The organism is Streptococcus sanguinis, assembly GCF_050234405.1.
GTDB classification, from domain to species: domain Bacteria; phylum Bacillota; class Bacilli; order Lactobacillales; family Streptococcaceae; genus Streptococcus; species Streptococcus sanguinis_W.
Map to the genome: position 1 here is coordinate 303,878 of NZ_CP092117.1, position 26,081 is coordinate 329,958.

Here is a 26,081-nt window from a genome sequence, read left to right on the forward strand (position 1 = left end):
GCTGATTTATGGTAAAATAGGGTCACTACTGTACGAGGAAATATCATGTCAAACAAGTTTGAAATTTTAATGCATCAGCTGGATATGCCACTGGAAATGAGAAATTCAGAGGCCTTTTTGAATGCAGAAATTGAGAAGGTTCTGGTCCACAAGGTCAGTCGGGTCTGGGAGTTTCATTTTTCTTTTGCGAATATCCTGCCCATTGAGATTTTTCGAGAATTGCAGAAGCGCCTAGCTCAAGAGTTTTCTAAGACGGGCAATCAGGCCATTTTTGAAATTCACTGTCAGGCTCCTCAGGTATCGGATGAGCTCTTGCAGGCTTATTACCAGCTGGCTTTTGAGGAAGGGCCTTGTTCCAGTCATGGATTCAAGAGTCTGTATCAGGATTTGCGGGTCCATTTGGATGGTGATAAGCTGCTGATTGAGGGGGCTTCGAACATTGATACGGAGCATTTCCGTAAGAATCACCTGCCCAATCTTAGCCAGCAGCTGGTCAAGTACGGCTTTCCTCAGCTGACCTGTCAGGTTCAGCACAGCGATGAGCTGACCCAGCAGCAAGCAGAGAATTTCCAGGCGGAGAATGACAAGATTGTCCAGGCGGCCAATGAAGAAGCGCTCAAAGCCATGGAATCCCTGCAGCAGATGGCACCACCGCCAGAGGAAAAGCCAGCCTATGACTTCCAAGCTCGCAAGGCTGCGGCTAAACCAAAGCTGGACAAGGCAGAGATTACCCCTATGATTGAAGTTCAGACTGAAGAAAACCGTCTGGTCTTCGAGGGAATGGTCTTTGACTTGGAGCAGAAGGTCACTCGGACCGGCCGGGTCCTGCTCAATTTCAAAATGACAGATTACACTTCTAGCTTTTCCTTGCAGAAATGGATGAAAAACGAGGAAGAAGCCAAGAAGTTTGACATGATTAAGAAAGGCGCTTGGCTGCGCGTGCGCGGAAATGTGGAGATGAACAATTTCACCCGCGACCTGACCATGAATGTGCAGGATGTGCAGGCCGTTACCCACTATGAGCGCAAGGATCTGATGCCTGAGGGCCAGAAGCGGGTTGAGTTTCACGCCCATACCAATATGTCTACTATGGATGCCCTGCCTGAGGTGGAGGAAATCGTGGCAACGGCCGCCAAGTGGGGCCACAAGGCTGTCGCCATTACCGACCATGGCAATGTGCAGAGCTTTCCCCACGGCTACAAGGCTGCCAAGAAAGCTGGTATTCAGCTGATTTATGGCATGGAGGCCAATATTGTAGAAGACCGGGTGCCCATCGTCTACAATGAAGTAGACATGGAGCTGAGCGATGCGACCTATGTAGTCTTTGACGTGGAAACAACAGGGCTTTCAGCGGTCTACAATGACTTGATTCAAGTCGCTGCCAGCAAGATGCACAAGGGCAATATCATCGCTGAGTTTGATGAGTTTATCAATCCTGGGCATCCTCTTTCGGCCTTTACGACGGATCTAACCGGGATTACAGATGAGCATGTCCGCAATGCCAAACCGCTAGAGCAAGTGCTGAAAGAATTTCAGGAATTTTGCCAGGACAGTGTCCTCGTTGCCCATAATGCCACCTTTGACGTGGGCTTTATGAATGTCAATTATGAGCGGCATGGCCTGCCGAAAATCACTCAGCCAGTTATTGACACGCTGGAATTTGCCCGCAACCTCTATCCAGAGTATAAGCGTCATGGTTTGGGGCCTTTGACCAAGCGTTTCCAGATTGCTCTGGAGCACCACCACATGGCCAACTATGACGCGGAAGCGACGGGCCGCCTCCTCTTTATCTTTATCAAGGATGTGGCTGAAAAGCATGGTGTGACCAATCTTAAGGATTTGAATACGGATCTGGTCGATGAGAATTCCTACAAGAAGGCTCGGGTCAAGCATGCGACTATTTATGTGAAAAATCAGACGGGACTAAAAAATATTTTCAAGTTAGTCAGTCTGTCTAATACCAAGTATTTTGAAGGTGTCCCGCGGATTCCACGGACCGTATTAGATGCCCATCGTGAAGGCCTGATTCTGGGCTCAGCCTGCTCAGAAGGCGAAGTCTATGACGCCGTTGTCTCTCAGGGGGTGGATGCGGCTGTCGAAGTGGCCAAGTATTATGACTTTATCGAGGTCATGCCGCCGGCTATCTATGAGCCGCTGATTGCCAAGGAGCAGATCAAAGATCAGGAAGAACTGCAGACCATTATTCGCAATTTGATTGAGGTCGGAGAACGCTTGGGTAAGCTTGTCCTTGCGACGGGGAACGTCCACTATATCGAGCCGGAAGAAGAAATCTATCGTGAGATTATCGTCCGGAGTCTCGGTCAGGGAGCCATGATTAACCGGACCATTGGTCACGGTGAAAATGCCCAGCCGGCTCCGCTTCCTAAGGCTCACTTCCGGACCACCAATGAGATGCTGGACGAATTTGCCTTTTTGGGCAAGGATTTGGCTAAGAAGCTGGTTATCACCAATCCGAATCAGCTGGCGGAAACCTTTGAGCCGGTAGAGGTGGTCAAGGGCGACCTCTATACGCCTTTCATTGACAAGGCTGAGGAGACAGTTGCCGAGCTGACCTATCAAAAAGCCTTTGAGATTTATGGCAATCCGCTGCCAGATATCGTAGACTTGCGGATCGAAAAAGAGCTGACCTCTATCTTGGGGAATGGTTTTGCCGTGATTTACTTGGCTTCCCAGATGCTGGTGCAACGATCCAATGAGCGGGGCTATCTGGTAGGTTCACGGGGGTCAGTTGGATCCAGCTTTGTCGCGACCATGATTGGAATTACCGAGGTTAATCCTTTGTCGCCCCACTATGTCTGTGGCAAATGCCAATACAGCGAGTTCATCACGGACGGCTCCTATGGTTCTGGCTTTGATATGCCGGATAAGGACTGTCCAGAGTGTGGTCACAAGCTGAGCAAGAACGGTCAGGATATTCCTTTTGAGACCTTCCTTGGATTTGACGGCGACAAGGTACCCGATATTGACTTGAACTTCTCCGGAGAGGATCAGCCGAGCGCCCACTTGGACGTGCGGGATATCTTTGGTGCGGAGTATGCCTTTCGGGCTGGTACTGTTGGTACCGTTGCGGCTAAGACGGCCTATGGATTTGTCAAGGGCTACGAGCGCGACTACGGGAAGTTCTATCGGGACGCAGAAGTTGAGCGTCTGGCGCAGGGAGCTGCCGGAGTCAAGCGGACGACTGGACAACACCCAGGTGGAATCGTTGTTATCCCCAACTACATGGATGTTTATGACTTTACACCAGTCCAATATCCAGCTGACGATGTGACGGCCGAGTGGCAGACCACCCACTTCAACTTCCACGATATCGATGAAAATGTCCTCAAGCTAGACGTTCTGGGACACGATGATCCAACCATGATTCGGAAGCTTCAAGACTTGTCTGGCATTGATCCCAATGACATTCCTATGGATGATGCTGGCGTCATGGCCCTCTTTTCTGGGACAGACATTTTGGGTGTGACTCAGGAGCAAATCGGCACGCCGACTGGTATGCTGGGGATTCCGGAGTTTGGGACCAACTTTGTACGGGGTATGGTTGATGAGACCCATCCGACGACATTTGCCGAGCTCTTACAGCTATCTGGTCTCTCTCATGGTACGGATGTTTGGCTGGGTAATGCTCAGGACTTGATCAAGCAAGGGATTGCTGACTTGTCCACCGTTATCGGCTGTCGGGACGACATCATGGTTTACCTCATGCATAAGGGCTTGGATCCGAAGATGGCCTTTACAATCATGGAGCGCGTGCGGAAGGGTCTTTGGCTGAAGATTTCTGAAGAAGAGCGCAACGGCTATATCGCAGCCATGAAGGAAAACAATGTGCCAGAGTGGTACATCGAGTCCTGTGGAAAAATCAAGTACATGTTCCCCAAGGCCCATGCGGCAGCCTACGTTATGATGGCCCTGCGGGTGGCCTATTTCAAGGTGCATCATCCGATTTATTACTACTGTGCTTATTTCTCCATCCGGGCTAAGGCCTTTGATATCAAGACTATGAGTGGGGGACTTGATGCAGTCAAGCGTCGGATGAACGAAATCGCTGAAAAGCGCAAGAACAACGAAGCCTCCAATGTAGAAATTGACCTTTATACGACTCTGGAAATCGTCAATGAAATGCTGGAGCGGGGCTTCAAGTTTGGGAAGCTAGATCTCTACAAGAGCCACGCGACTGAGTTTCTCATCGAAGGGGACACCCTTATCCCACCATTCTCTGCTATGGACGGTCTGGGTGACAACGTTGCCCGCCAAGTGGTCAGAGCGCGGGAAGAAGGCGAATTCCTCTCTAAGACAGAGCTCCGCAAACGTGGCGGCCTATCTAGCACCCTAGTCGAAAAAATGGACGACATGGGTATTCTAGGAAATATGCCCGAGGATAACCAGTTGAGTCTGTTTGATGAGTTTTTTTAAGAAGGATGTTTATGGAAAATATTACGGAACAATTTAATGCGGTTGCTTCAGAATATGATTGGGTAACCACTCTTTTGGAAGGCAAGCCCGATTATCTACTGGATAATTTGCCTGACAGTAGAGTTTCCGCTTTGGATATTGGTTGTGGCGGAGGGAATACCTGCATTTTTCTGTCTTCATATTTTCAACATGTGACAGGAATAGATCTTTCTGCGGATTTTCTGCAGATAGCAAAAGATAAAGTAGAAAAAGAAGATTTACAGAATGTAGAATTACTGCAGGATGATTTTTTAACCGCTGTTTTTGAGAAACAATTTGATTTTATTTTCAGTCGAACGACATTTCATCATTTGGACATCCCTGAAGCTTTGGAAAAATGTAAGAAATTACTAAAGCCAGGTGGCATCCTGTTTGTTATGGACAATGTATCAGAAAAGCCCACTCCTTCAACTTGGACCTATATTGTAGGCGCTTATTTAGATTTTCCTCGACACTGGAAAAGATTCGGCTTGAAAAATGCCAGAAGAATCTTCAAACATAGCACCTCCAAATCTTGGCTCAATCATTTAGCAACAGATCGCTACCTTTCTAAAAAAGGATATGAAGAGATTTATGGGAAGTTGCTGCCAGGCTGTAAATTAATTTCGGATGGCTGGAATATGAAAGTCATCTGGCAAAAAAACAGTGTATGATTAGCAAAGAAAGGACTATCTCATGAAACTTACCATTTCCGCTCAGGATAAGCCAGCGCAAAAAGTGTTTGATTACCAGCTGAATCTTGATCCAGATACGATTTTGAAAATGACCGCTTTGATTTGTGGTACGGTAGCAGAGGTTAGCCTGCTGTCCTTATTTAAAGAGAAATAACAAAAGAAAAGGAGAAGCAGAATGGTTCTGCCAAATTTTAAAGAAAACTTAGAAAAATATGCTAAACTATTGGTTGCCAATGGTATCAATGTGCAGCCGGGTCACACGGTGGCGCTCAATATTGATGTGGAGCAGCGTGAACTGGCTCACTTGGTTGTCAAGGAAGCCTATGCTCTGGGGGCTCACGAGGTCATCGTCCAGTGGGCGGATGATTTGACTACGCGGGAGAAATTCCTCCATGCACCAATGGAGCGCTTGGACAATGTCCCAGACTATAAGGTGGCTGAGATGAACTATCTCCTCGAAAAGAAAGCCAGCCGCTTGGGCGTTCGTTCATCTGATCCGGGGGCTTTGAACGGCGTGGATGCTGAGAAATTATCAGCTTCTGCTAAGGCTATGGGGATAGCCATGAAACCGATGCGGATCGCAACCCAATCCAATAAAGTCAGCTGGACAGTCGCTGCAGCAGCTGGTACAGAGTGGGCTAAGAAGGTCTTTCCAAATGCAGCCAGCGATGAGGAAGCGGTAGACTTGCTTTGGGATCAGATTTTCAAAACCTGCCGTGTCTATGAGGATGACCCAGTAGCCGCTTGGAAAGCTCATGAAGAAAGACTCAGCTCAAAGGCTAAAGTTTTGAATGAAGAGCAATTCATTGCTCTGCACTACACAGCTCCTGGAACAGACTTGACATTGGGCTTGCCCAAGAACCATCACTGGGAGTCAGCTGGCAGTCTTAATGCCCAGGGCGAATATTTCATTGCTAACATGCCGACAGAAGAGGTCTTTACAGCACCGGACTTCCGTCGGGCCGATGGTTATGTGACCAGCACCAAGCCTCTCAGCTACAATGGCAACATCATCGAAGGCATCAAGGTGACCTTCAAGGATGGCCAGATTGTGGACATTACTGCAGAAAAGGGTGACCAGGTTATGAAGGATCTTGTCTTTGAAAATGCGGGTGCGCGTGCTTTAGGTGAGTGTGCCTTGGTGCCAGATCCAAGCCCGATTTCCCAGTCAGGCATCACCTTCTTCAATACACTTTTTGATGAAAATGCTTCTAACCATTTGGCTATTGGTGCAGCATATGCGACTAGTGTAGTCGGGGGAGAGAATTTATCTGAGGAAGAGTTGGAGGTGGCAGGTCTCAACCGCTCGGATGTCCATGTGGACTTTATGATTGGCTCAAATCAGATGGATATTGATGGTATCCGTAAAGATGGCAGCCGTGTAGCCATCTTCCGCAATGGAGACTGGGTAATTTAAGATTTTGAGCTGCCCTAAATGGCGCATTTCATAATGACAGCTTCCACTTGCTTCTTGGGAAGCCTTGCTAGAAATATAGAAAGAAGGGGAATATATGATTGGTAGTATGTTTGTCGGTTTTATCATCGGCCTTATCGCCGGGGCTATTACCAGCCGTGGGGAGCGCATGGGCTGTATTGGGAAAATCCTCTTGGGTTGGTTTGGTTCCTTGATTGGTCAATTTCTCTTTGGCCATTGGGGACCAATGCTTGCTGATACAGCTATTGTTCCATCAGTGCTAGGAGCAGTTATCCTATTGGCTATTTTCTGGAGACGGGATAGTTAGAATAGAAAAATACCTAGATAGTTTCTATCTAGGTATTTTTGATAATGATATGCAAGTTATTTACTCAATTACCAACATGCCGTCTTTGACTGCAAACGGGTCTTTTTCATTGATGCGGTCATAGAACATGATGCCGTTGATATGGTCGATTTCATGCTGAACAACAATGGCGTTATAGCCCTTGAGCTTGATACGATGCTTTTGACCGTCTTTGTCAAAGTAATCCACGGTCACTCGCGCATGCCGAACCACGTAGCCCGGTACTTCTCGATCGACTGACAGGCAGCCTTCACCATCAGCTAAAGCTGCATCCTGAACGGAGTGGGCTACAATCTTAGGATTGTACATCAAAGTTTGCAGGCTATAAGCTTCCTTAGGCGGATTGCCCTCTTCGTCGTCAGGGTTGGGAACTAAAACAGCGATGAGCCGTTTGGAAATATTCAGCTGGGGAGCAGCTAGACCAACGCCGCCGCGCAGCCCCATTTTTTCTGCCATGACTGGATCCTGGGAATGCTTGAGAAATTGCATCATTTTCTCTCCCAGAATGATGTCCTGGTCAGAAAGAGGGAAGCTGACTTCCTCAGCGATAGCGCGCAGGGTCGGATTGCCCTCACGGATAATGTCCTTCATATCAATTAAATGGGCTGGTTTGGTTAATCGTTCAATAACAGATGTTTTTTCACTCACAGACATGATTCTCTCCTTTTTCTATCCTTCATCATAACATAAAAGCTGTAAGAAATAAAGGCGGGAGCGGTTTTGACTGGCTGGGGGTGCCTGCTTTTTGATGAAGCCACAGCGACCCTTAATATTCCTGACAAAGAAATTGCGTCTTGGCCCAAAAAACTGTATGATAGAGGTAGTGTGAATTTTAAAGGAAAATAGAATGAAAAAATTGATGGAAAAGGTGAGTATCCTCTCGCTTTCTTTGATTCTGACGACGGCTTTTTCGATTTCCAGTGCCCAGTCAGCCATGTTTGCTTTTTATAAAGGGATTCCAGAAAGTTGGGTAGAACTTCTGGTTTCTTTGCCTTCGGCTGGGATTATGCTGATGTTGCTGTTTAATAGGGTCATTGAAAAATACCTAACAGAGCGTCAGATGATTGTGAGCGGGCTTCTAATCTTTTCACTTTGCGGGCTTCTTCCTCTTCTTAACCAGTCCTACTGGCTTATGTTTGCCTCTCGGATTGTCTTTGGGATGGGAATCGGTCTGCTCAATGCCAAGGCTATCTCGATTGTTAGCGAGCGCTATAAGGGACAGGAACGCGTTCGGCTTTTAGGACTGAGAGGATCCGCAGAAGTAGTCGGGACAGCCCTCTTGACTTTTGGAGTCAGTCGACTTCTTCCTCTCGGCTGGCAGGCTGCCTTTCTCGTCTATACCTTTGGACTAGTGGTTTTAGCGCTTTATCTGCTTTTTGTTCCTTATGACAAGGTCTCTGAAAAGCAGCAAGAACAGTCTGAATCGACTCCTAAGCTAAGCAGTCATGATTGGCAGTTGAGTCTAGCTTTTGCCTTTGTGGCGGGGGTTATTGTACTGACTTATATTGCCATCAATGTGCGCGTGCCGGGGATTGTAGAGAAGTCTGGCATGGGGACGGCCCAGACTGCAGGTGTGATTCTTTCCTTGATGCAGTTGATTGGGATTGCAGCGGGGATCAGCTTTGCTAGTTTGACCCGTCTTTTTGGAGATAAACTGCTGATGCTTTCTGGTCTGGTTTTTGGACTGACTCAGATTATCATTGGCTTCTCACCTGATCTCTTGTCACTCAGCATGGCTACTATTAGCGCTGGCTTTGTCTATAGTGTCGGTCTGACGACCATTTTTTACACCCTGTCCGAGCGCATTTCCGCCCACCTCCTCAATCAAGCCACTTCTATCGTGATTTTAGGCTGCAGTATCGGAGCAACGGCCACTACATTTGTCCTCAGTTTCATTGGGAGATTCTCCAACGCTCCAGCCTTTATTTTCAGCGTTTTAGGGCTGGCTATGATTCTGACCTCGCTCTTTGTTCTAAGATTTAGCAGAGAAAAGGGTGGATTGGCTCCAAAAAGCTAGGAGGTTATACGATGCGTCTGGATAAATTTTTAGCAGAAAATGGTCTGGGCTCACGCGCCCAGGTTAAGCAGCTCCTAAAGAAAGGGCTGGTTTTGGTCAATGGCAGAGCAGAGAAATCACCTAAGACTCAGATTGATGAGACAGCAGATGAGATTATTGTTTCTGGCCAAAGGTTGACCTATGAAAAATTCGTTTACTACCTTCTCAACAAGCCGCAGGGAGTCATTTCGGCGACAGAGGATGACCGTCATAAGACGGTTCTGGACTTGCTGGACGAGACTGCCCGTCAGAAAGAAGTTTTTCCTGTCGGCCGCTTGGATATTGATACCCACGGCCTGCTCCTTCTGACCAATAATGGCAAGCTAGCCCATGTCATGCTGTCACCCAAAAAGCACGTCGAAAAAATCTACCGAGCTCAAGTGGCAGGCCTGATGAACCAAGCAGATGAGGAGCGCTTTGCTGCAGGAATAGAACTGAAAGACTTCACCTGCCAGCCAGCTCAGCTCAAGATTTTAGAGCTGGACGAGGCAAAAGAGACTTCTCTCGTAGAAATTACCCTAGCTGAGGGCAAGTTCCACCAGGTCAAGCGTATGGTGGCTTCCTGCGGAAAAGAAGTTACGGATCTTCAGCGCCTCACGATGGGGCCCCTACAGTTGGATCCTGCATTGGCTCTCGGAGAATGGCGGAGATTGACCGAGAAAGAAATACTTTCTTTAGAAATCTTTGGGGTTGAATTGTAAATGACGTAGTACTTCACAGTTAATTTTGTATATCTCATATAGTTGTAATCTGCCAAATGCTAGCCCAAGTCACAAATTTTTTCACTAGTAAATGTTTTTCTAGTTAATATATATGGTATAATAAATTTCAATATAGTAAACAGTTAGTTTACTAGCGATGAGAATTCATTGTTAGAATCATTATAAAGGAGGATTTTATGAATCAGAATGAGTGGGTTGCGCAGTTTGAAGCGACTTATCATCGAAAACCAACAGCTCAAGAGTTTCAAGCGGCAAAGACAAGTGGGAAGTTTGTAGCTCAAGAAATTCCTAAAGCAACAACGATGCTTCAAGCTAAGAACAAGCGCCAAAGGATTATTTTGGGAATTTTAGGACTAGCTACTTCAATTATAGGGATTACAGCAGTTATACTGTTTGGTATGCCACGAAAAGATGTGGTCCTTGATGGTGTATGGATTAATCCAGCTGACTCTATTTCTTTTGTTTATGAACTGAATGATAAGAAAAAGCTATTTAATGGTAAAAAAGATATTGAAAAATTAGCTGAAGGAGACAAAGCTAAGGCTGATTTTGAAAAATTTATTAAGGAAGAAAACGATCCAAAAATTAAGACCTTATCTGACTTTGATAAACATTTCAAACTCAATACTAAGGCTATCTTTTCTGCTTATATTGACGAAAACAAGATTTACCACCTTCTGCAAAATGATGGAAGTATGATTATTTATGATAGTCGTTCAGGTATTAATAGTTCAAATGATTCACAGTATATCAAGCGTCTTCAATTTTATAAAGTTCAGTATCCTAAGGTATTTATTGGTGAGTGGAAAATTCGTTACAAAAATAGTGAAGATTCAATGAACGTAAGTATCTCTGACGTTGGAATTGTAAATATAGAATCCGATCGTGATGAAGAATATAATTCTAGTGATTCGAGTAGATTGGGACTCTATCCCTTTATAGAATATACGAAATTGATTGCTGATAATCCAGAAGAGAAACTGAGTGAAAAAGAAGTTGGGGAAAAGATTGCCTTGATTAAAGAATCAGTCAGAGAAGAAGGTTATCAAGTCAAAAGTAATAAGGATATCTACATTGATATCAATTCTAACAATTATTTCGTAATAGTCCAAAATGGTAAGAAAATACTTATTCTTGATACTGGTGGTACAATCAGAGCAAGTTTAGAAAAGATAGATGAACTAAAGTTTTTTAACCAGTCCTAGGAGACTGGTTTTTTATGACTATCCTGAGTAGATTCTCTTTTTATTTGCTTGATGGGGAATAGCTGCTTATGCTTGGCTATCTCGAAAAAATTACAATTTAGATGGGAAGAAGATAGAGTAGAATCATTTGACAAAGGTAGACCTTCTTGGTAGAATAAGTATGTCGTAAAGACAAATAACTTCTTCTTGGTTGCAGGCCATGCCAAACCTGTCACTCGGATGAAGCGTAAAGAAAAGGAGTATATCATGGCAATCTCAAAAGAGAAAAAAAATGAAATCATTGCACAATACGCACGTCACGAAGGTGACACTGGTTCAGTAGAGGTACAAGTTGCTGTCCTTACTTGGGAAATCAACCACCTCAACGACCACATCAAACAACACAAAAAAGACCACGCTACTTACCGTGGTTTGATGAAGAAAATCGGTCGCCGTCGTAACCTCTTGGCTTACCTTCGTAAGAACGACGTTAACCGTTACCGTGAGTTGATTAACTCTCTTGGACTTCGTCGTTAATCATGATGCTAAGGGCGCCAAAAATCCGTATGAAAATAGGGAAACGACACCGTGTTCGATGAACACAAGGAGTTTCATCTTTTTCACTAGGATTTTAGCCCGAGCTCAAAATAGCTCTCGGACTTCAGGGGGCTTTTTTGTTTTGTCAACTTTTTAGGACTTCGTCGTTAATCTGCTTTATTTTCCACTTACATTGCCTTGTCACCTTACCTAGATATACTCAAGTATTATCTTCGGTTACGGTTCCTAGCACTGTAAGGTAAAATAAACCAAATCTTCTCCCTTAGTCGAGCTGACACCTAGCAGTTCAGTTATTAGGGTTAATAGTAGCGAGTCAGTTCATCTGACTCGCTTTTTCGTTATTTAGTTTTCCGATGAAATTGTAATAAATGTCTATCTGAATAATTTAGTTGCGTTTCATGCCAATCGGCTTGTGAATCATTTTCTGTCAAGTCAGAAATGAAACTCCTGTCGGAATGAGTTAGACTGACAAATCTAGACTAAGTTTTGACGTATTTCATGTGATAGATTAGGCTTAAAAATCTCATTTTACGGAGTTGAAAGAAGTTGCTTCATCGACACGATTCGAAGCGCGATTGGAACAATTCTCATTTATAAAGTAATTTAAGTATGCATCCTGTTTTATGCTATCTCTATATGATATAATGAAAAAGAGGTATAAACTATGTCAGATTTAGAAATTAAAAAAATTGATATCAAAGATTTTGGTTGCTATAAAGACTATAAACAGCATAGTCAGTCAGGTATCGGTAATGATTTTAATGATGGAAGAATTAATATTTTTTACGGTAGAAACTATTCCGGAAAAAGTACTTATTCGAAAATTTTTCAAAGTATTGAACTTAAGCAACTTCCAGAAAAGTACGGAGATATAGATTTTGAAATCAAATTAGCTAACCAGATATTTATCAAATCAAATGAAATAGCGACTCATGCGTTACCTATAGATTGTAAGGTTTTTAATCAGCGATTTATTGACGATAATATTTATCTTCACAATGACAATAAATTAAATAGTTTCCAAATTTCGATAGGTAGTGATACTAATGAAACCTTGAAGAAAATCGAAAATATACGATTAAACGAACTTAAACCTAGAAATGAAAAATTGTCACAGATTGAATCGGATATAGCTGAAAAGCAACAAAAGACTAAAATCAGTAAAGATAGTTTAGATTCAAAACTGAGAACAACTGCTTCAAAAATCAAGAATTTAAAGAATCCCTCGGTCGTAGTTGGTAATAAATATGATATACGAGATATAAAGAAGGAGTTTGAAAAATATTCAGCTCATTTTCCTATTTTACCATTACAAGATGATGAGAAGGCTGTGGCTGAGTTAGAAAAGAATGTTGAACAAGCCAAAATACGAATTCTCGAAAAAAACATAAATAAACCACAAAAAATAGATTTAGTTAGTTTTGACAAAGAATTTAATTTCACATCATTTTTAGAAAAAACGAAGGAACTTTTATCTAAAGTTGTCTCAGTAAGTAATATTTTAGATGAATATAAAGATAGTCCAGATAAAATAAATTGGATTAAGCATGGTGTTGATATTCATGGAGAAAATCCAGAAAAATGTATATTTTGTGGTAACAGCATTGATAGTGACCTCATTAAAAATCTAAAGTTGGCTTTTTCTGATGAGCTAAGCTCTTTGGAAAACAAATTAGCAGTGCAAAATGATACGATAAAATCAGAAATCCAAAAATTAGATTCTATTCCAAATATTAATAAAGAAGACTATTTTAATGATTCTGTATCCGATATTCAAAATATAAACAAAGATATTAAAATTACTATTAATAATAGAAAAAGAGTTCTAGAAACGCTAAAATCAAAAATTTTAGAAAAACAACGAGATATTTTTTCTAAAATTGAAATTAATGATTTAAATTGGCTTGATTTTCCCGAAATTCAAGTTAAGATTGACTCGCTATATGATGATACTGTTGAGCAGATAGAACAATTTGAGGATAGGAAAACTAAAAGTATAGATTTTCTTCGAAGATATTATATTGTAAAAGAATTCCCTGTATCTGAGTTCACTAAACTATCTCAAGAAGTTGACCAACTCCAAGATGATATGGAAAAAATAAGTTTGGAACAGAAAATATTAAACGAAGAAAAAGAAAAATTTGAGCAAGATATTATTGAACTTGAAGGTAGTTTAAAGTCAGAATCTGAAGCAGCAAAACGTATAAATATGATACTTCAAAATTCTTTAGCACATTCAGAGATGTCCCTAAAATCGGTCGATGATGAGGAAGGTATATATTTCGAAGTTTCTCGTAATGAAGAAAGAGCATATAATCTAAGTGAGGGGGAAAAATCATTAATAGCCTTTGCTTATTATATTACAAGATTAGAAAGTTTGTCGACAGAAGAAAAGTCAAAAACAATCTTATTTATTGATGACCCTGTCTCTAGTCTGGATGAAAATAACATTTTTTATATTTACAACCTAATTTTTTGTCTTCTGGAAAAGAAAGAATTTTTACAATACTTCTTATCCACTCATAATCTAGATTTCTTGAAATATACAAATAGATTTTCTAATAAAAAAGATTATTACTTAATAGAAAAGATAAAAGAAGCTGAAAATATCCCGTCAAAAAGTTATATAAAAAAATTGCCTAATCATTTATCAAATAAAGTCACAGAATTTGTATTCCTGTTTGAACAAATATATAGAGTGGCGACGGAAGATGAAGACGAAAATAATTTTTCTGTTTTTTATAATTTTCCAAACAACGGTAGAAAATTTATTGAAACTCTTTTGTACTTTAAATATCCTGATTATAAAACAAATAATGGTAATAAAATTATTAATTATTTCGGAAGTGAGAATGCTCCATTTATACAACGTATAAATAATGAGTACTCTCATGGAGAAGATAGGTTTGATAGAACTCGCAATCCAATTAATACAAGCGAGTTTAAGCATGATGCTAGAATAATATTAGGCGCCTTATATCAAAATGATCCAGAACAATTTAAATCATTTCTCAATAATAGTAATTTAACTCTCCCAGATTTTCTGGAAGATAGATAAAAATAAAATAAGGACATTTCATTAAAGAGAGGTCCTTATTTCTATACTGCTGAGTGTCATGCTCCCTTAGGGGAGATTTTTTATTTTTCAAGAGAATTTTAGTACAATCTTCGGCTCGTCGCCTTGTCTAGAAACATTTTATCCTGCAAGAATGGAGCACTCTTATTTGTAGAGTGCTTTTTCTTTTTCACTGGGATCTTAGTCCGAGCACAAATCACCCCCTCTGGATTCAGAGGGCTTTTCCTTAGTCTTGCTTCTAACTCAGTCAGACTCTTTTTGTGGTCCAAAAAAGCCCTTCTATTATTTTAGAAGAACTTTTTCTATCAGCAAATTTACTCTTTCAAGAATTTTTGGATTGCAAGAGCGGCAGTGATAGCAAATCTTTCGTCAATGCGATGTTCCCCACCTTCTACAGTGACCAGCTTTGCATTTGGAATGGTCTGGCTCGCTTGAACAGCATACTGGTAGGGCACGACTGCATCATCGGTACCATGGATAATGAGGGTCGGAGCTGTGATTTTGGTCTGTTCTGCTTGGATGTCAATGTCTAAGGCATCAATTAGATAAATCTTGCCCAGAGTAGCATTGTGGTGTGTCAAGCTATCAGGAAGTTGGTCGAAGTCAGGACTCCCTAGCTCACGATAGGTCTCTTTGGCATCATCGAAAAGAACGAAAGCTGGAAAGATGAGCAGGAGTTTGTGCACGCGGTCCGGATAAGCAGCAGCATAAAGACTGGCAACAACGCCGCCTTGACTGGCACCGAATAAGCTCATTTTGCTTTTATCTACAAAGGCCTCGGAACGAAGCTTTTCCATGACTTGAGTCAAGTCTGTGAGTTCGGTCTTGACCGACATATTCAGCATATCTTGTCCACCGCTCTTCGACTGACGGCTGCCGCCGTAGAAATCAAAGCTGTAAACCAGATAACCTTGCTTTGCCAACAGCTGGCTGTACATTTCATATTGCTCAAGGGTGTTGTTCAATCCATGTGCGATAACAATAGTCGGCAATTTTTTACTCTTGTAGTCAGAAGGAGCAGTAATCTTTCCGTAGAGCTGCTTGTCATCGTATGAAACGCTGTATTCTTCAGACACGATGTCTTCTGTCGGAGTCGGTTGATTGTCCATTTTCTCGCTAGAAGCTGTCTGTGTGGTTTCTGGCTTAGGAGGAGTAGGATTTGATTTGGTTTGGGAGTGCCAGAAGAAAAGAACCAGTCCAGCTAAGCTCAAGGCTGCTAAAAAAGCCCAAATATACTTCATAGTTCTCTCCTTTCAGTATTTGTAGTATTATATCGGAAATGAATGTATTTTACAAGAAGAGAGATTTCTTGTTTTTGATTTTTCTGGATCTCATACAAGAAAATCCAATTCATTTATCTAAGCGAGATTCAGATAGCCTTGAATTTTTTAGAAAATATTGCTAGACTGTAGCTACTAAGATAAAAACACAGTTCTGGTTGGTAGTCCAGACGCAAAAAATCGATTTTTTGTCAGTAACCTTCCTCCTTGGTTGTCCATTCTTAGGGATTTTTTAAAGGAGGTGCTGTCATGGATAAGATTTCAATGACGCTGACAGTTTACTTTGAAGAGGGATTTTGGCACGGTCTTTTCGAGCAGGAACATGCTCAATCTTATAGAGTTTGCCGAGTCACCTTTGGTGCAGAGCCTAGCACGCGGGAATTGTTGGATTTTCTAAACCGTTATTATCATCGGTTGCAATTTAGTCCTAGCATCAGGGTAAAGGAGAAGGCTAAGTCCATCAGTCCCAAACGCTTGCAGAGACAGGCTAAAAAAGAGCAGCTGGCTTCACGTTCTTCAAAGTCTCAGGAAGCGCTGAAGCTGCAATTTGAAGAGCAAAAGAAAATCGCTCGAGTCAAGCGTAAGCAGCAGAAAGAACTGGCTAAGCAAAGGAAATTCGAACTCAAACAGCAAAAACGATTGGAAAAGCACAAGGGGCATTGAGCCTGCTTTTTCTTATTTATATGGGAAAGTCTTCCGATGGGAGGCTTTTTTGTTTGTCAGGCAATCAGTGAGTGGCTTAAAAAGTGAATTGATTTCTCCAAGTCGTTTTATTTGACAGATGTAACAAAAGAGATTACAATATAATCATAAAATAAAAATTACAAGAGTAGTTTTGAAAAGGAGAAGTTATGATTGAAATCACATATTTGGATGCTGTCAAGCAGGAGCGGAAGATGACCTTTGAGTCTTATCAGGAGTTTGAGCAATCCCAGCAAGCCTGCTTGATTGGAGTGGCAGATTATTACCCAGTTAAAAAACTGACTTATAAAGGTCATGATTTGAACTACCAGGGCACTTATGGAGATGTCTTCTTTTTCCTGATGAAGCAGGATTTGACAAAGTTTGACTAAGAATAAAGGAGAAAAATAATGGTAAAAGCAATCACAGATGCAACATTTGAGCAAGAAACAAAAGATGGATTAGTGCTCATTGACTTTTGGGCCACTTGGTGCGGACCTTGTCGGATGCAGGGGCCAATCCTTGACAAGCTCTCAGAGGAACTTTCCGAAGATGAGCTCAAGATTGTTAAGATGGATGTGGACGAAAATCCAGCTACAGCACGCGCTTTTGGCATCATGTCTATCCCGACCTTGCTCTTTAAAAAAGACGGTCAAGTCGTCAAGCAGGTAGCGGGCGTTCATACTGCCCAGCAGATTAAAGCCATTGTGGCGGAGTTGGGATAAAGTAAGATTATGGTTATATAGGCCTGTTTTAAAATGAGATTGCTCTTGTTTGGAGCAGTCTTTTTTATTTCGATTATAACAATAATGAGTCAATTTAAAATTTTTGTTTGAAAATGCATATTTTAAGGTATAATAAGTAGAGGTAAATTTTTTTCCAATGGGTCGCGCTAGAGATCTAGGTTATTTAAAACACGATGGGAATGTGGTGATGATTATTATTGAGTTTTTAAAATATATTTTATTTATCTTTATGATTTTTACACCATTTGTTGCTCCAGCGGTTTTTTGTTTTTTTGTAGGCTGGATGATTCCTAGAGAGCAGATAACGCAAAAAAGAATCATACTAGTATTAGCTTTCTTGATCCCTGTTTTGCTTTTAATTTCGTATTTTGCCCCTCAGATATTAGGCCTAGTGTTTTGGAGTCTAATCTGGTTTTTCATCGGGCTGTTGCGAATGAAGAATTATACTAAATCACAGTACTGGACAAGATGGCTTATATTTATCGCTTGTTTTAGTGCCTATATTTTACTTTATCTCCGCTTTTTTGGGTCGCTTTATTTTTATTAAACTATTTAAAAATCAGCTTGAAGATTTGCTTCAAGCTGATTTTGTTTATTCCTTACTCCCCCAACTCCTCGCTGTAAGCAATAATCTGATCAACTGTGTCTGACAAGAACTGGATGGTGTCGCGGAGTGGTTTGTCTGTCGAAATATCTGCTCCGATAATCATAGCTGACTCAAGCGGAGTCTTGCTGCCGCCAGATTTGAGCAGCTCAAGCCAGTCACGGGCACCATTTTCGTCATTTTTCAGATGTAGGTAGCCAGCGGTAGAGATGACCAAGCCTGCGGAGTAAGTATAGCTGTAGAGTCCCATGTAGTAGTGGGCTTGGCGCATCCAAGTTAAGGCAGCATCGTCGTCGATTTCAACGGCATCTCCCCAGAAGTCCGTCAAGACTTCTTTCATGATAGCGTTGAGTTTGCTTGCGCCGAAGGTTCCGCCTTCTTCAATCAAAGTATAGACCTTGCGTTGGAAAGCAGCTTCCAGCAAGTGAGTAATGAAGTTGTGGAAGTAAGTATCCGTCAGACGGTGAGCCAGGGCAAAGCGTTTCTGGCGAGGATTATCAAATTGGCGCTCCAGATAATCACTGAGCAGAAGCTCATTGAAGGTAGACGGTGCTTCCACATAGTAGGTGGACATGTGGGCGTTGAAGTAGCTTTGGTGATTGTCAGAGAAGATAAACTGACCAGAGTGGCCAATTTCGTGAATCAGAGTATAGACATCGCTCATGCGACCAGTCCAGCTCATGAGGACATAAGGGTGAACCCGATAAGGATCCGCAGCATAGCCTCCAGAATCCTTTCCAGCATTGGCCGCAAAGTCGACCCAGCGTTCTTCCTTATAGCGGGCAACTTCTTGACAATACTCTTGTCCGAGCGGCTCGACTGATTTCATGACGAGATCGTAAGCATCATCAATGCTGACTTCGGGATTGAGCTCGCTGTCCAAGTCCAGCTTCCAGTCGGCAAAGGTCATTTTTTCAAGTCCGTTTACCTTAGCGACATGCTTGAGGTATTTCTGAGCTACTGGGGCAAATTCGTTCATAATCAAGTCAATCTGCCGGTCAAACATAGAGCGATCAACTTCTTGCTCAGCTAGCAAGTAGTCAAAGACAGAGTCATAGCCCTTCATGTCAGCTAGTAATTTTTCAGACTTGACCTGAGCCAGATAGGCAGCAGCGGCAGTTTTTTGGTGCTGACGAAGGCCTTCAGAGAAAGAGCGGAAAGCTTTTTCGCGGATTTCTGCATTTTCATGGTTTTGGTAAAAATTCTCATAGGTGACAAAGCTGTTTTTGTAAACTTTGCCGTCTACTTCAAAGTCAGCCATGGCAAAGTCGCCAGCTCGCATCTTGGTGTAAATATCCTGTGGACTGTAAAATACCTCACCTAGATTGGTCAAGGCTTTTTCGACATCAGCTCCCAGATAGTGGGCTTTTTTGATTTTAGCTTGGCGAATGGCTGAGGTCAAATGGGGCTCTTGCCCTAGTTTTTCTAAGACAGCTTCATCTGCGCCGACTAGGGCGTCGTCAAAGAAGCTGAGTGCGACATTGGCCTCGGTCTCAAATTCCATAGCTGCTTGGGCAATCTGCGCAAAGCTCTCGTCACCAAAGTCAGTGGTCTGTGGCATAAAACCGTAGTTGCCAATGTGGCTGATTTGGATATAAATCTGCTCTAGCTCAGCAAAAGCCCGCTCAAAATCTTCGAAAGTGCTGAGCTTGCCTTGGTAATCACGGACGAATTTCTGGATGTCCTCTCTGGCCTTTTCGATGGCCCGCAAGAAGTCCTCCTGGTCTTGGTAAAGGGCCGTTAGGTCCCAGAGTTCATTTTCTGGAAATTCAGAACGATGTTTTTGTTCCATAGTTTACTCCTTTTGTCGTATATAGAAATAGTATAGCAAAAAATCCCTCAAAATGTCTTTCTGAGAATTGATTTGAAATAAAAAAGAATGTTGATTTATCAACATTCTTTTAATATATTTTTTTAGAAAGATGTTAACTTTTGTATGTTTAGCTACCAATTACTCATCTCAATGTAATATATATTTTTTTTGAAGACGATTTAATTCCTGTTCATCACCAATTATTTTTATACAATCGAAATAACTATTTATATAATTATAAGAATCATAGTATTCTGAAAAACATAAATATTTACTAGCTTGCTCATATTCTTTTTTTTCTTTTAACTCTGTACCATACAAAACTAAAAATTCAATTGGATGGATTATCTGGTCATCAAATAAGATCTCATTGTGCACATTATCTTCAATAAAATTAACTATAGTAAGTTCTTTATTTTCTTTTTTCTGTAATTTATATTCAATTGCTAATAATAACAATTGATAGCCTTTATATTCTCTTTGAGCTTTAACTAGTAATAATAATTTATTAAAACTATCTTTCATTCCAAGCTTAGCTCTTATTATTAACTGTCCATATAATTTTTGGTCATCAATATCAGTTATCACAGAAGTTAAAAACTCATCTGGTAAAAATTTCTGTTTTAGAATATCTATTGAACTGTCAAAGTAAAGAAAATAATTAATTTCATCATTTTGTACAAGTGTCTCAATTTCCTTAAATAGACTAAAGAATCTATCAACTGCAAAGTATATCGCAATTGATACCGTAACTAAACTTATCATCTCATCAGTTGTATTGTTAGAAACTATTACAGTTATAAAAACTAAAAAGTAAATAGCTCCTTTTAACAAAATTTCTAAACGTGGATTCTTAGTTTGCAATTGTAAACTAGATCTTATCATTAAAACTATTACTAACAAGACAGCAACTTCCAAAGGAATTTCAAACCATATAGAAATAATTTTAGAAATCATAAGCCAAGAAAAGATCCAAAGGAAAATTTTGAGCGCCCTAGTACTTTGTTCTGATTTTACTTTTTTCTCAAGATTTAAAGTTGGTGTTAAAAATAGAAGACAAATACTAAGTAGTCTAAACAAATTACCCTTTCCAAATTGTATTGATGAAGCTAGTATAAGCATCAATATAACTGACAAAGTAAACTGATACTCTCCAAATGTCATAATTGCTACGAGAATTGATGAAATCACTTTAATAACCTCATTAATAAATTTTTCTCGGGAAAAGATCACAAAAATAAAAAATAGTAGAATTCCGCAAGGGATAAATCTGGTTAATAATAAACCTAAATCACTTAATATACCTGAAAAATTTAGCTGAAAAACAACAGTAGGTTTCCAATAAATAAGTTCATCAACTTTACCAAGTTGGAAATCCAAAAATGAATTAATAGTGAACATTAACGAAAGTAAGTGAGAAATCGACAATCGATAAATTTCATCAATTCCGCTATTCCAAATAAATTTCATTGTTCCTATGAAATAAGCAAAAAAATTTATTAGTAGCAAGGTCGACAATAAATCTTGTTTTATGACACTACCATCACTTAGTCTAAGGACTCTATTCCTGATTAGTTGAAACCAATTTTTATCTTCAAACATTTTAAAATTCATCTTTTCCACCTCTAATTTAATTTTTGCCAGTCCTCACTTATTTTATAATTAGACAGTTCCCATGAAGTATCAATATCTATTTTTTATATTTATCATTTTGAGTAAGTCCTTCATATAGCTGGGCTTTTTTATATTGTCTTTTAACATTTTAAAATTCCTTTCGCTTTTCTATTGACTCATAACCAAAAAGCTTATATAAAAACAAAGCATACAAAATAGGTAATACTAGTTAACTTATGAATATACAACCCCACAAAAAAAGCCCTTCAAAACGTTCTGAGGCTTTCGTTTAAAACCAATATAATTATACCAAAATGGTAATATGAAGTCCATGTGAATCAAAATTTGAATAATCTGTAACCGGAGTCCTATTAGGGCTCTTTTTTATTATACGACTCTAAGTTCGTCTTGGTCCGTTAGGTTTCAAAAGACTCGTTTTTATGCTGTTAGCCGAGAAACAATTGATTAGCTTTAATCTTTGTGGAGAACTATAACTGGCTCTAAAATCTAAAAATAAGTAGATTTAAGATATTCATTTAAAAAGGCTGTCAAAGCCTTTTTCTTTTGTCTGAAATTGTGGTAAAATAAGGTCTATACGTGCTTGATACAAAGATGAGGATATAATAAGCTACTAAGACCATGAAATTAAAGTCACAGTGCTAACTGAACACGTCCTATAGGTTGCTTAAGGGCTTAATATCTTGATGAACTGAATACGACCTAAAAGCTGTGTAAAAAAGATAAACTGTCTTGTCTTCATCGAAGACTTCATCAGTTTCCAATTTTTACTTTGCTTTTGACGGGCTTAATATCTTGATCTTTGTAGCCAAGGCGTATGAAAAAATTTGAGCATGTGCTCGGCAAGGAGTCTTTATGACAAAACAAGTTTTTAAAACCGTTTTTGCAGGCCGTGAGCTGGTAGTTGAAACTGGTCAGGTTGCAAAACAGGCAAATGGCAGCGCCGTTGTTCGATATGGAGAAAGTACCGTTTTAACTGCGGCAACCATGTCCAAAAAGATGGCTACTGGTGACTTTTTCCCATTGCAGGTCAACTATGAGGAAAAAATGTATGCAGCTGGGAAATATCCTGGTGGCTTTAACAAGCGCGAAGGTCGTCCATCAACGGATGCGACTTTGACCGCTCGCTTGATTGACCGTCCGATTCGCCCTATGTTTGCAGAAGGTTTCCGCAATGAAGTTCAGGTTATCAATACTGTTCTTTCTTATGATGAAGATGCTTCGCCTCAAATGGCTGCTATGTTCGGTAGCTCTCTGGCTCTTTCTATCTCAGATATTCCTTTTAACGGCCCTATCGCAGGAGTTCAAGTCGGCTATGTAGATGGTGAATTTATCATCAACCCTAGCAAGGAACAAAAAGAAGTTTCGCTTTTGGAACTGACAGTGGCTGGTACCAAAGAGGCTATCAACATGGTAGAATCTGGAGCCAAGGAACTGTCTGAAGATATCATGCTGGAAGCTCTTCTCAAAGGGCACGAAGCGGTCAAAGAATTGATTGCCTTCCAAGAAGAAATTATCGCAGCAGTCGGCAAGGAAAAAGCAGAAGTAGAATTGCTGCATGTTGATGAAGAGCTGCAGGCAGAGATTATCGCAGTTTATAACAGCGATTTGCAAAAGGCTGTTCAGGTAGAAGAAAAGCTGGCGCGTGAAGCCGCAACTCAGGCTGTCAAAGACCAAGTCACAGCGGTTTATGAAGAGAAATACGCAGACCACGAAGAATTCGACCGTATCATGCGTGATGTGGCTGAAATCTTGGAACAAATGGAGCATGCAGAAGTGCGCCGTTTGATTACCGAAGATAAGATCCGTCCTGATGGCCGTAAGGTTGATGAAATCCGTCCGCTGGATGCGGAAGTGGATTACCTGCCGTGCGTGCATGGTTCTGGTCTCTTTACTCGCGGGCAAACCCAAGCCTTGTCTGTCCTGACTCTGGCACCAATGGGGGAAACGCAAATTGTTGACGGCTTGGATCCAGAATACAAGAAACGCTTCATGCACCACTATAATTTCCCGCAATACTCTGTCGGTGAAACAGGCCGTTATGGGGCTCCTGGCCGTCGTGAAATTGGACACGGTGCTCTTGGGGAACGTGCCTTGGAGCAAGTCTTGCCTAGCTTGGAAGAGTTTCCTTACGCTATCCGTCTGGTAGCAGAAGTCTTGGAGTCAAACGGTTCTTCCTCGCAGGCCTCTATCTGTGCGGGCACTTTGGCTCTGATGGCCGGTGGTGTGCCGATTAAGGCGCCGGTTGCAGGAATTGCCATGGGCTTGATTTCAGATGGCAGCAACTACACAGTTCTGACCGATATTCAAGGTTTGGAAGACCATTTTGGCGATATGGACTTTAAGGTAGCTGGTACCCGTGAAGGGATTACCGCCCTACAGATGGATATCAAGATTGCAGGAATCACAGCGGAAATTCTGACAGAAGCTCTGGCTCAGGCTAAGAAAGCTCGTTTTGAAATTCTGGATTTGATTGAAGCGACGATTCCAGCTCCGCGTCCTGAGTTGGCTCCAACTGCTCCGAAAATCGACACCATCAAGATTGATGTGGACAAGATTAAGATTGTCATCGGTAAAGGTGGGGAAACCATCGATAAGATTATCGCTGAAACCGGTGTTAAGATTGATATTGATGAAGAGGGCAATGTATCCATCTACTCTAGCGACCAAGATGCTATCAATCGTGCCAAGGAAATCATTGCTGGCCTGGTCCGTGAAGCAAAAGTGGATGAAGTTTACCATGCCAAGGTTGTTCGGATTGAGAAATTCGGTGCCTTTGTCAATCTCTTTGACAAGACGGATGCTCTGGTTCACATTTCAGAGCTGGCTTGGACTCGGACCAACAACGTCGAAGATGTCGTACAAATCGGTGATGAAGTGGATGTCAAGGTGATTAAGATTGATGCCAAAGGCCGGGTGGATGCTTCCATGAAAGTGTTGCTGCCGCGTCCACCAAAGTCTGATAAGCCAAAACATCATCATGACAAGGGGCATCATCCGCGCAAGGAGCACAAGGGTCATAAGGAACATCAAGAAAGCCCTAAAACAGAAGAATAAGAGGTCGCTTATTCCTACAGACCTCATCAAAAATCGGCAGAGGCGAGCCTAGTTCTCGTCTCTCCTTGTTTAGAGAAGGAAGGAGGCTAGCATGGGTTGGTGGAAGGAATCTATTGATATTGTAAAAGAAAATGACCCGGCGGCACGAACGTCGCTGGAAGTCTTGCTTACCTATCCAGGCATCAAAGCTTTGGCGGCCCACCGCCTCTCGCATTTTTTGTGGCGGCACGGCTTCAAGTTGCTTGCGCGCATGCACAGTCAATTCTGGCGTTTCTGGACCCAGATTGAGATTCATCCCGGCGCTCAGATTGAGTCAGGTGTCTTCATTGACCATGGCAGTGGCTTGGTTATTGGAGAGACAGCCATTGTGGAGAAGGGAGCCATGCTTTACCACGGTGTGACCCTAGGCGGGACGGGCAAGGATACAGGCAAACGCCATCCGACCGTGCGTCGAGGTGCTTTGGTCTCTGCCCATGCTCAAGTCATTGGACCAATTGAGATTGGTGAAAAAGCCAAGGTCGGAGCCGGTGCAGTTGTTGTAGCTGATGTTCCTAGTGATGTGACAGTAGTTGGTGTACCAGCCAAGATTGTTCGTGTTCACGGTGAGAAAGACGAGCCAACCATTCACGAGGTAGAGGAGAAACGGGAATACTATCTAGACAAGCTAGAGCATGCCCGTGAAGCCAGCCACCATTCGTCAAGTCTGTAGAAAAAGTTGGCAAAGTTATCTAAGTAAAATATGACAGGAGGAACCGACATGTCAGATTTATCAGATGCTATTTTGAACCAGGTAGTCCTTGAACTGAAAGAAGGTTTGGACGGTCTTGCCAAGGATCGTTTTACAAAATTGCCGCCTAGCCACCAGCGCGAATGGGCTCGCTATATCAGTGAAGCTAAAAAAGATGAGACCAAACTGCGCCGCATAGAAAAGATGAAGGTGGATTTGCTGCAGCCTTAAAGAAAGAGAAGTTATGCTATTAGAGGAATTTGAAGATGTGGCAGCAGTCATTGAGCCAAATGAAAAGCCAGTCCATGACAAGGGTGAGGTATGCGAAACCATCATCCTGTCCTTTAATGGCGAAATTCTGAAACGTTTGGTTGAGTCAGAGGAAGTCTATCCAGGAGGCTATTTGAAAAGCATAAACGGCCAGCATCCATGGTATATTTATGGCCAAGGACCTAGCAAGCTGGCAGTTATGTTGGCTCCGATTGGGGCTCCCATGATAGTCGGCCAGCTGGAGGAGTTGGCGGCCAGAGGCTTCAAGAATTTCATCATTCTAGGTTCCTGTGGCGTTTTGGACCGCTCAATTGAGGCGGATAAGATTATCCTGCCTGCAGCTGCATTGCGAGATGAAGGAACTAGCTATCACTATGCCCCACCGGGTGACGAAGTAGCCTATGACGAGTCACTGCTGATCGAGCTGGAAGCCATCTTTGACAAGCACAATATCGAGCATATCCGCACCAAGTCTTGGACGACTGATGCCTTTTATCGAGAAACGCCTGATAAGGTCAAGCGTCGCTTGGCTGCTGGAGCCAAAGTGGTGGACATGGAAGCTTCAGCTATCATGGCTTGGAGTCAATTTCGCAAGAGTAAAGTCTATCAGTTCTTCTACACAGCTGACTATGTGGATCATCATAACCGAACCTGGGATGCCCGTCATGAAGAGCGGACAGCTGATGCCATGACTTTTTTCACTATCGCTTTGACAATAGCAAAGGAACTAGAAAGGTAACTACAAGA

General features: G+C 41.9%; 22 protein-coding genes. 18 read left to right on the top strand and 4 right to left on the bottom strand.

Going from position 1 to position 26,081, the window contains the following annotated elements:
- The first annotated feature begins 45 nt into the window (after positions 1–45).
- From MFP28_RS01615 to MFP28_RS01635, 5 genes are all read left to right on the top strand, one after another.
- Positions 46–4,434, top strand: coding sequence for a PolC-type DNA polymerase III (locus MFP28_RS01615; RefSeq protein ID WP_002907973.1), 4,389 nt, complete (start codon positions 46–48; stop codon positions 4,432–4,434).
- A gap of 11 nt (positions 4,435–4,445) precedes the next feature.
- Positions 4,446–5,126, top strand: a complete 681-nt coding sequence (locus MFP28_RS01620; protein WP_032916191.1) for a class I SAM-dependent methyltransferase — start codon at positions 4,446–4,448, stop codon at positions 5,124–5,126.
- A gap of 22 nt (positions 5,127–5,148) precedes the next feature.
- Entirely contained in the window at positions 5,149–5,301 is a 153-nt protein-coding gene (locus tag MFP28_RS01625; protein WP_002907975.1) for a hypothetical protein, read from the top strand.
- A 21-nt stretch (positions 5,302–5,322) separates the two neighbouring features.
- Complete coding sequence (locus MFP28_RS01630; protein WP_002907976.1) at positions 5,323–6,564, top strand: aminopeptidase; 1,242 nt, start codon at positions 5,323–5,325, stop codon at positions 6,562–6,564.
- Between the two features lie 94 nt (positions 6,565–6,658).
- On the top strand, positions 6,659–6,889 hold the full coding sequence (locus tag MFP28_RS01635) for a GlsB/YeaQ/YmgE family stress response membrane protein (protein WP_002893807.1): 231 nt from the start codon (positions 6,659–6,661) through the stop codon (positions 6,887–6,889).
- A gap of 60 nt (positions 6,890–6,949) precedes the next feature.
- Here MFP28_RS01635 and def read toward each other — a convergent pair whose 3' ends face one another.
- Complete coding sequence (gene def / locus MFP28_RS01640; protein WP_002907977.1) at positions 6,950–7,582, bottom strand: peptide deformylase; 633 nt, start codon at positions 7,580–7,582, stop codon at positions 6,950–6,952.
- Positions 7,583–7,775: 193 nt separating this feature from the next.
- Here def and MFP28_RS01645 point away from each other — a divergent pair, with 193 nt between their 5' ends.
- From MFP28_RS01645 to MFP28_RS01665, 5 genes are all read left to right on the top strand, one after another.
- The gene (locus tag MFP28_RS01645; RefSeq protein WP_002907978.1) at positions 7,776–8,945 is read left to right on the top strand and encodes an MFS transporter; all 1,170 of its coding nucleotides are present in this window, start codon (positions 7,776–7,778) and stop codon (positions 8,943–8,945) included.
- 11 nt (positions 8,946–8,956) lie between these two features.
- Positions 8,957–9,685: a pseudouridine synthase gene (locus MFP28_RS01650; RefSeq protein ID WP_002907979.1), complete on the top strand. Its 729-nt coding sequence runs from the start codon at positions 8,957–8,959 to the stop codon at positions 9,683–9,685.
- Positions 9,686–9,882: 197 nt separating this feature from the next.
- Positions 9,883–10,911 carry a hypothetical protein gene (locus MFP28_RS01655; RefSeq protein WP_002907980.1) on the top strand — a complete coding sequence of 343 codons (1,029 nt, stop codon included), beginning with the start codon at positions 9,883–9,885 and terminating at the stop codon, positions 10,909–10,911.
- A gap of 246 nt (positions 10,912–11,157) precedes the next feature.
- On the top strand, positions 11,158–11,427 hold the full coding sequence (gene rpsO / locus MFP28_RS01660; protein WP_004193424.1) for a 30S ribosomal protein S15: 270 nt from the start codon (positions 11,158–11,160) through the stop codon (positions 11,425–11,427).
- 685 nt (positions 11,428–12,112) lie between these two features.
- On the top strand, positions 12,113–14,506 hold the full coding sequence (locus tag MFP28_RS01665) for an AAA family ATPase (RefSeq protein ID WP_223331380.1): 2,394 nt from the start codon (positions 12,113–12,115) through the stop codon (positions 14,504–14,506).
- A 332-nt stretch (positions 14,507–14,838) separates the two neighbouring features.
- On the opposite strand, the gene MFP28_RS01670 is transcribed toward MFP28_RS01665, so the two are convergent.
- Positions 14,839–15,765: an alpha/beta hydrolase family protein gene (locus tag MFP28_RS01670; protein WP_002907984.1), complete on the bottom strand. Its 927-nt coding sequence runs from the start codon at positions 15,763–15,765 to the stop codon at positions 14,839–14,841.
- 288 nt (positions 15,766–16,053) lie between these two features.
- Here MFP28_RS01670 and MFP28_RS01675 point away from each other — a divergent pair, with 288 nt between their 5' ends.
- The 4 genes from MFP28_RS01675 (at position 16,054) to MFP28_RS01690 (ending at position 17,778) form a co-directional block, all read left to right on the top strand.
- Positions 16,054–16,467: a YjdF family protein gene (locus MFP28_RS01675; protein WP_002902267.1), complete on the top strand. Its 414-nt coding sequence runs from the start codon at positions 16,054–16,056 to the stop codon at positions 16,465–16,467.
- 188 nt (positions 16,468–16,655) lie between these two features.
- Complete coding sequence (locus tag MFP28_RS01680; RefSeq protein WP_002899027.1) at positions 16,656–16,877, top strand: DUF4649 family protein; 222 nt, start codon at positions 16,656–16,658, stop codon at positions 16,875–16,877.
- An 18-nt stretch (positions 16,878–16,895) separates the two neighbouring features.
- Complete coding sequence (trxA, locus tag MFP28_RS01685; RefSeq protein ID WP_002902269.1) at positions 16,896–17,210, top strand: thioredoxin; 315 nt, start codon at positions 16,896–16,898, stop codon at positions 17,208–17,210.
- Between the two features lie 157 nt (positions 17,211–17,367).
- Positions 17,368–17,778 (top strand): hypothetical protein, encoded by a 411-nt coding sequence (locus MFP28_RS01690; RefSeq protein ID WP_002902270.1) that lies wholly within the window; start codon positions 17,368–17,370, stop codon positions 17,776–17,778.
- Positions 17,779–17,830: 52 nt separating this feature from the next.
- Here the strand turns inward: MFP28_RS01690 and pepF are convergent, their stop codons facing one another.
- Positions 17,831–19,627 carry an oligoendopeptidase F gene (gene pepF, locus MFP28_RS01695; RefSeq protein WP_002902272.1) on the bottom strand — a complete coding sequence of 599 codons (1,797 nt, stop codon included), beginning with the start codon at positions 19,625–19,627 and terminating at the stop codon, positions 17,831–17,833.
- A 168-nt stretch (positions 19,628–19,795) separates the two neighbouring features.
- Positions 19,796–21,262 (bottom strand): beta-carotene 15,15'-monooxygenase, encoded by a 1,467-nt coding sequence (locus MFP28_RS01700; protein ID WP_223331381.1) that lies wholly within the window; start codon positions 21,260–21,262, stop codon positions 19,796–19,798.
- Positions 21,263–22,135: 873 nt separating this feature from the next.
- Here MFP28_RS01700 and pnp point away from each other — a divergent pair.
- The 4 genes from pnp (at position 22,136) to MFP28_RS01720 (ending at position 26,073) form a co-directional block, all read left to right on the top strand.
- Positions 22,136–24,337, top strand: coding sequence for a polyribonucleotide nucleotidyltransferase (gene pnp / locus MFP28_RS01705; RefSeq protein WP_002907986.1), 2,202 nt, complete (start codon positions 22,136–22,138; stop codon positions 24,335–24,337).
- A gap of 91 nt (positions 24,338–24,428) precedes the next feature.
- Positions 24,429–25,046 carry a serine O-acetyltransferase gene (gene cysE, locus MFP28_RS01710; protein ID WP_002899011.1) on the top strand — a complete coding sequence of 206 codons (618 nt, stop codon included), beginning with the start codon at positions 24,429–24,431 and terminating at the stop codon, positions 25,044–25,046.
- Positions 25,047–25,076: 30 nt separating this feature from the next.
- Positions 25,077–25,295 carry a YdeI/OmpD-associated family protein gene (locus MFP28_RS01715; RefSeq protein WP_002902283.1) on the top strand — a complete coding sequence of 73 codons (219 nt, stop codon included), beginning with the start codon at positions 25,077–25,079 and terminating at the stop codon, positions 25,293–25,295.
- 13 nt (positions 25,296–25,308) lie between these two features.
- Positions 25,309–26,073 (top strand): nucleoside phosphorylase, encoded by a 765-nt coding sequence (locus MFP28_RS01720; RefSeq protein WP_002902286.1) that lies wholly within the window; start codon positions 25,309–25,311, stop codon positions 26,071–26,073.
- Positions 26,074–26,081 lie beyond the last annotated feature (8 nt).